Consider the following 5,779-nt stretch of genomic DNA (forward strand, 5'->3'; position numbering starts at 1 on the left):
GACGACGGCGACGGGTCGGCAACGCCTCTTCTTCGATAGTGTTCACGTGTCCGCTTATTCGCTTTAGTGGACACGATACTCCCAAGCGCTTCGCCGACAATCAAGGTGAGTTGGCCAGCCGCTTACGATAGCGTGACAGCTCCATCATCATTTCGCGTGTCGCTGGCACGAGTCGCTCCTTGCCGCCCTTGCCGCGCACCGCTAACCACCAGCGGATCGACGCATCCGCGTCTCGACGAATAAAGAACTGTCCCATCGTGTTGCTGCCGACCTCGGCGATGCGAAGGCCGCCGAGGTAAAGCAGTGTGAAAAGCCAACGCGCGCGGTGGGCATGCGCGTTGTCGCGCGGCCGTTCCCGCGGCATGGCGGCAATGTAGTCCTTGACCTCCTGCCAGAGACTTGGCTCCAAATAACGCGTGATACGCGGCGCCACGTGTCTGGCGCGCTGGCGTGACAGCGAGAGCGGATTGCCGGCCAGGTAGCCGGCTTGCACGAGCCACGAAAACATCACGTTCAGGATGACGGTCGCCTGACGTTGACTGGAGGGGGAGAGCGGGCCGTAAAACGGACGCCAACGTGCGTCGCCGCGCGGATGCTTGCGGCCGCCGCCGGCGACCCACGCGGTGGCGGGCTGCGGATCGGCGAGGAATCGCTGATACCGTAGGCAGTCTTCGTGCGTCAACGACGAGAGCGGCTTGCCGAGCACGACGACGGCCCACAGCAGAAGGCGCTCGGCCTCCTTGCGATAGTTCTCGAAGGTGGTCTTGGTGTCGACAAAGCGCGAGAGCCATGCGCGGATCGCGTCGAGGTCGTTCTCGGCGGCGATCTGGGGGCGGACGCTCACGGCCCGGTTCGACCCCGCGCTGCCATCGAGCTCAGCCGGAAGGATGAGCGTTTCGAGCGGCGCAGGCCGGAGGGTAAGGGCGGGCGTACCAAAGGACACGATGTTGAAAGTCTCGACGTTTCAGGAGGCGGCAAAAGCCTACTCTCTCAACATTATAAGCATAATGTCAAATCGAGGCGTCCGTCCGATTAGGAAAACGACTTTTTACGTTGTATTATCAACGGACCGTTCTCCATTGCATCCCCATGTCCGACGTCCTCTCCGACGAAAGCCGCCTCGCGGCTGATATCGAGCGCCTCAAGGTCGAATTCCCGAAGACGCGGGAGCTGTATCGCGAAGTCTGCGCGCTGCTGTTTTTCCGCTTTGGCGTCGCCCCGACCGCGAACCGCCTCTACAACCTGGTCCGGCGCGGCACCATGAGCACGCCGGCTTCCGTGTTGAGCGAATTCTGGGCGGAGTTGCGCGAGAAGAGCCGGGTGCGCATCGAGCATCCGGACTTGCCAACGGACCTGCGCGAAGCGGCCGGCGAGCTGATCGGCACGCTTTGGACGCGGGCGACGGCATCGGCCGAGGCGCAACTGACGGCGCTGCGCGATGAGGTCGAGGCCGCTCGCAGAGAAGCGGAGCAGAAGGTTGTCGCGGCGCGCGAAGAACTTGGGCGCACGGAGACGGCGCTGGAGCAGCGCACGGCGGCCTTGCTGGCCGCGCAGGTGGAGATCCGAGCGTTGGAGCGGCAGCAGGCGGAGGAGTCGGCGACGCGCAAAGCGCTTGAGGCGCAGATTCAGCGTCTCGCCGACGAGGCGGTAGCGCGCGAGCAGGAACTCGAGAAAGTGCGCGATACCTTTTCGCGCGATCTCGACAAGCTTCGAGAGACGGCGAGCCGCGCCGAGGAACGCTTACGCGCAACAGAAAAACGAGCCCTGTTAGAGATCGATCGCGAACGCAGCGCGATGGCCAAGGCTCATAAGGAACTGGCGGAGGCAGCCAAACGCGCCGACAAGCGAGAGGCCGAGCATCGTCGCGCCGTCGAGGCGCTGCAGGCGCAGCAGGGCGATGCCCGCCATCAAACCGGGGTGCTGCAAGGCAAGCTCGCCGCGCTCGAAGTCGCGCATCACTCGCTTCAGGAACAGTTGAAGTCGCTGCGCGGAACGACGCGCTCCCCGCCGCGGCGCGCGGCCATGGCAGAACCCAGTGCGCCAGTTAGGCGAGCCGCCCGAAAGGCAGCCGTTGGCAAAACGGCGAGAGCAAAGGCTCGCACGTAGATAATGACCGGGTGAGGCCGGCGAGTGAGCGCGGTTCACGCCGGTTGGCGTTTCCATCGCCGCCGACGGTCAAAAGGAGCGAACAGATGAGAAGATCGGCTGAGAACAAGTTGCGGGTGGTCGCGGTGCGGATCGACCCCGTCATCGAACAGCGCTTGCGCGTGCTGGCAGAAGCCTCGGGGCGCAAGCAGTCGTTCTTTTTGCAACGGATGATCGAGGAAGGCATCAATGCGATCGAAGAAATCTGGCTGTCGCCGGACACGCTAGCCAAGGTCCGGAACGGTCATCTGCCTGAGTTGCTTGACGCGCGCAGCGCGACCTCGGATCTTTTCGACCTAAACGTGACCGACGCAGACTAGTAGCACGGGCGGTCGGCTGTTTTCGTAGCGGTCCGATAAGATCGAGTTCGTTTCCACTAGCGAGGAAGAGACTTCAATGAACAAGCAGGAACTGATCGACGCGGTTGCGTCGGAGTCGGGTACGAGCAAGGTCGCGGCAGAAGAGACCATCAATGCCGTGTTTGAGACGATTTCGAAAGCGGTGGCTGCAGGTGACGCCGTTCAGCTGATCGGCTTTGGGTCGTTTGGGACCGGCGAGCGGGCCGCACGAACCGGTCGAAATCCGCAGACGGGTGAGACGATCGAGATCGCGGCAGCCAAGACCGTCAAGTTCGCGGCCGGCAAGAGTTTCAAAGACGCCGTCAACCAAGCGTGAACGACGGCGGCTCAGTCCTGCAGCCGCTCCGGTCTAGAAGAGCTGATCGTCCAACGGCCGCAGACTGTTCAGCTTGACTGCCGTGAGGCGTTCGCTGCCGTCCGCATGGATCGACCGGATCATGATCCGTTGGCCCCGCGCTTCGCCCAGCACCTCGACGATGCGCTCCTCATAGCGCACCAACGTGCCGCGAGGTGGTTTGCGTTTCATGCGGCTGCGACCGGTCGAAGAAGGCATAGGGCGTCAAAGCTCGTGCGTCGATCGCATTATGCCAATTCGCCGCGACGGTGCCACATCGTTTAGCCGGTGACGGCACAAACAGAGAGGGGGATGGTCATGCGCCGCATCGTGGTACGCTCTTCGCCGGTTCACGGACGCGGCGTATTTGCGCTCACTCAGATCGGGGCTGGTGAGACAATCCTCGAATACAAGGGCAAGCGCCTGTCCTGGGCACAAGCGCAGCGCCAGTATGCCCGTTGGGCCGCCGAAGACGGTCACACGTTTTACTTCGATCTCGACGACGGGCGCGTGATCGACGGCGCGCAGGGTGGCAACTCGGCGCGCTGGGTCAATCACAGTTGCGCGCCGAACTGCGAAGCCGAGCAAGAGGGCAGCCGGGTTTTCTTCCACGCGCTGCGCGACATCAAGCCGGGCGAAGAGTTGTTTATCGACTATCGACTCTTCGTCGAAGGGCGAAGAACAGCTGCGCTCAAGACGCTCTATGCGTGCCGCTGCGGATCCGATGCTTGTCGAGGGACGATGCTGGCTCCGTCCTGAAACTGCCGACGAAATGATGTCGGCGCGCCACCGAAGATTGCACCTCGCCTACGGCACCTTGCTGGCGACCGCGACGACCCCGATGCTCTGAATATGCTGACCGAACGTGACTGTCATGCCCTCACCGAAATGGACTTTCGTTTCGCGCTTCCGGCGCAACGCATTCGGATGGAGATCGTCGCTCCCTATCCAACGCCTGAAGGAGGCGGTATCCGAGATTCGTTCGGTCGACCGCGCCGATCGCGCGCTTGCTGCCGAAGGGGCCGTGCTTCTGCTTGAAAGACTGTCGCCTGCACTCGAGCACGTCGATAGTTCCTCGGGCGCACTGGGCAGCGCGGTCAATCGTGCGATCGAGGCGCTCGTCCCGATCATCGCCGCCGCCGACGTTGAGTCCGCAGTCCGGGAACGCTGGCTGGAAAGGCTATTCGAGGCGTTGCAGGACGATCAGACGCCCTACATTGAGAGCCTTGGCGAACATTGGGGAAGCTTGTGCGTGACGCCCGAGTTGGCGTCTCAATGGGCGGACCGGCTGCTGCCGCTCGTCACGCATGTGCTGCAGGCTGAAGGGTTCAACTACTTCGTCGGTGTTGTGCCGTGCTTAAGTTCGCTTTACGCAGCCGGCCGGTTCGAGGAAATCATTGAGCTTGTGCACCGCGATCGGTTGAGTTACTGGTGGTATCGACGTTGGGCTGTCGACGCGCTGGTCTGCCTCGGACGTCCGGGCGACGCACTTCGCCTTGCTGAAGCGAGTCGAGGGCTGAATGCGCCGGAAAGTGCGATCGCGTGCGCCTGCGAGACGATCCTCCTCGCGTCTGGAATGACCGATGAGGCCTACGAGCGCTACGCGATTGCCGCCAATCGTGCAGGTACTTACCTCGCAACGTTCCGAGCCATCACCAAGAAATATCCGGAGAAAACGCCGGAAGCTATCTTGTCCGACCTGGTGCGAAGCGAGCCGGGGTCGGAAGGCAAATGGTTTGCCGCTGCCAAAGACGCCGGGCTGTTCGTTCAGGCGGTCGCGCTCTCCAGACAAAGTCCCACCGATCCGAAAACGCTCATACGCGCCGCTCGAGATTTCGAGACCAAGCAGTCCCAGTTTGCGATGGACTGTGCGCTGTGCGCACTGCAATGGATGGAGGCCGGCTACGGCTATGAAGTGACGATGACTGACGTCACCGATGCCTACGATGCCCTCGTCGCAGCGGCGAGGGCTAGTCAGGTCTCGAAGGCGGCGGTGGATGATTGCCTGCGGAGCCTGATTCGTAGTGCAGACTCGCTTGTTGGCCGAGCGTTGCACACGCGCGTGGACGCCGACAGGCGCTAGACAAGAAGAAACTAAGTTTCTGCTGATGCAGCGCGTCGGCGCCGCTTGCGCCTTTGCGTGAGCCCGGCAAGAGGCTACCCTTACCCTCCGACGACAAGGGTTGACACGCCCCGCATGCTTCCTTGACTTCTCGTGAGCCTCGATACGCTGGTCTCAACGGATCAGGAGATGAGGAGCGTATGAAGTCAATCGTAGCAAACCGAAATCATCAAGTCCCGGCCACTTCACCCGGCGCGCCGAAGCGGACTTCACTGGAAGCTGATCGTGAACTCGCTCATATACAAAAAGTGGTGACCGGAGTACGGGCAACATGCGTTCCGTTGCCGATAAGCGTTCGGTACTGGAGAACGCGCCTCCATGAGCTTCGCATTGGCTACACGTTGCTGCCCGTTCAACTTGCCCGGCTTTCTGCGCTGGAGCTTGACGTGGAGGATATCGCACACGAACACCTGGACGTCGGGACGAGCGACGAACGTCGCGTGGCGTAGAAAGACCAGTGAACAAGCAGTCGACGCGCCAAGACTCAGACTTGAAAGGCGTCCACGTCCTTCCTTCAGACAACGCCGTGACGCTTCAGTCATCGATCGCGGCAACTGGACAATGGGCGGCGTCTTCGCGACGGCTGCCCGTCTATCTGGAAGGGCGCGTGGACGCCTTCCCCAAAGAGACCAACTGCGCGGAAGCCAATCTTATCGATGCCCGAGTTGTGCCTCCGTCTTGTTACAGACGGCGTAAGCGACTCGGCTGGGCCAGTTCCTGATTCGCGCGCGCGTGAGGCATGATGGTGCTGTCGTGGTGGAATTCGTATAGATCACGGGGGATCGTGCCCATGATCGGCAATCGTGGACACGATCCACT

The 5,779-nt window shown here is 62.0% G+C and carries 6 protein-coding genes and 1 pseudogene; 5 read left to right on the plus strand and 2 right to left on the minus strand.

Annotation, left to right across the window (positions count from 1 at the left end):
* Positions 1-115: 115 nt before the first annotated feature.
* A pseudogene (locus GV035_RS26465) lies at positions 116-946 on the minus strand (tyrosine-type recombinase/integrase); the annotation flags it as partial.
* Positions 947-1,089: 143 nt separating this feature from the next.
* Here GV035_RS26465 and GV035_RS26470 point away from each other — a divergent pair.
* The 3 genes from GV035_RS26470 to GV035_RS26480 all read left to right on the plus strand — a co-directional run bounded on the left by GV035_RS26470 (position 1,090) and on the right by GV035_RS26480 (position 2,820).
* On the plus strand, positions 1,090-2,106 hold the full coding sequence (locus GV035_RS26470) for a DNA-binding protein (protein ID WP_159838668.1): 1,017 nt from the start codon (positions 1,090-1,092) through the stop codon (positions 2,104-2,106).
* Positions 2,107-2,192: 86 nt separating this feature from the next.
* On the plus strand, positions 2,193-2,465 hold the full coding sequence (locus tag GV035_RS26475; protein ID WP_159838679.1) for a hypothetical protein: 273 nt from the start codon (positions 2,193-2,195) through the stop codon (positions 2,463-2,465).
* Positions 2,466-2,505: 40 nt separating this feature from the next.
* A complete protein-coding gene (locus GV035_RS26480; protein ID WP_268892295.1) occupies positions 2,506-2,820 on the plus strand; it encodes an HU family DNA-binding protein in 315 nt (104 codons plus the stop codon).
* Positions 2,821-2,853: 33 nt separating this feature from the next.
* Here GV035_RS26480 and GV035_RS26485 read toward each other — a convergent pair whose 3' ends face one another.
* Positions 2,854-3,057 carry a hypothetical protein gene (locus tag GV035_RS26485; RefSeq protein WP_159838672.1) on the minus strand — a complete coding sequence of 68 codons (204 nt, stop codon included), beginning with the start codon at positions 3,055-3,057 and terminating at the stop codon, positions 2,854-2,856.
* Between the two features lie 99 nt (positions 3,058-3,156).
* Here GV035_RS26485 and GV035_RS26490 point away from each other — a divergent pair, with 99 nt between their 5' ends.
* Both GV035_RS26490 and GV035_RS26495 read left to right on the plus strand, forming a co-directional pair.
* Positions 3,157-3,597, plus strand: coding sequence for an SET domain-containing protein (locus GV035_RS26490; protein ID WP_159838674.1), 441 nt, complete (start codon positions 3,157-3,159; stop codon positions 3,595-3,597).
* A 115-nt stretch (positions 3,598-3,712) separates the two neighbouring features.
* The gene (locus GV035_RS26495; protein ID WP_159838677.1) at positions 3,713-4,921 is read left to right on the plus strand and encodes a hypothetical protein; all 1,209 of its coding nucleotides are present in this window, start codon (positions 3,713-3,715) and stop codon (positions 4,919-4,921) included.
* The last annotated feature ends 858 nt before the right edge of the window (positions 4,922-5,779 follow it).

Origin of the sequence: Burkholderia sp. 8Y (genome assembly GCF_902506145.1) — a bacterium.
Lineage (GTDB): Bacteria > Pseudomonadota > Gammaproteobacteria > Burkholderiales > Burkholderiaceae > Caballeronia.

Excerpts from the sequence above, each read along its gene's own strand:
- GV035_RS26470 (WP_159838668.1), top strand. The coding sequence starts at position 1,090 with ATGTCCGACGTCCTCTCCGACGAAAGCCGCCTCGCGGCTGATATCGAG.
- GV035_RS26475 (WP_159838679.1), top strand. The coding sequence starts at position 2,193 with ATGAGAAGATCGGCTGAGAACAAGTTGCGGGTGGTCGCGGTGCGGATC.
- GV035_RS26485 (WP_159838672.1), bottom strand. The coding sequence starts at position 3,057 with ATGCCTTCTTCGACCGGTCGCAGCCGCATGAAACGCAAACCACCTCGC.
- GV035_RS26490 (WP_159838674.1), top strand. The coding sequence starts at position 3,157 with ATGCGCCGCATCGTGGTACGCTCTTCGCCGGTTCACGGACGCGGCGTA.
- GV035_RS26495 (WP_159838677.1), top strand. The coding sequence starts at position 3,713 with ATGCCCTCACCGAAATGGACTTTCGTTTCGCGCTTCCGGCGCAACGCA.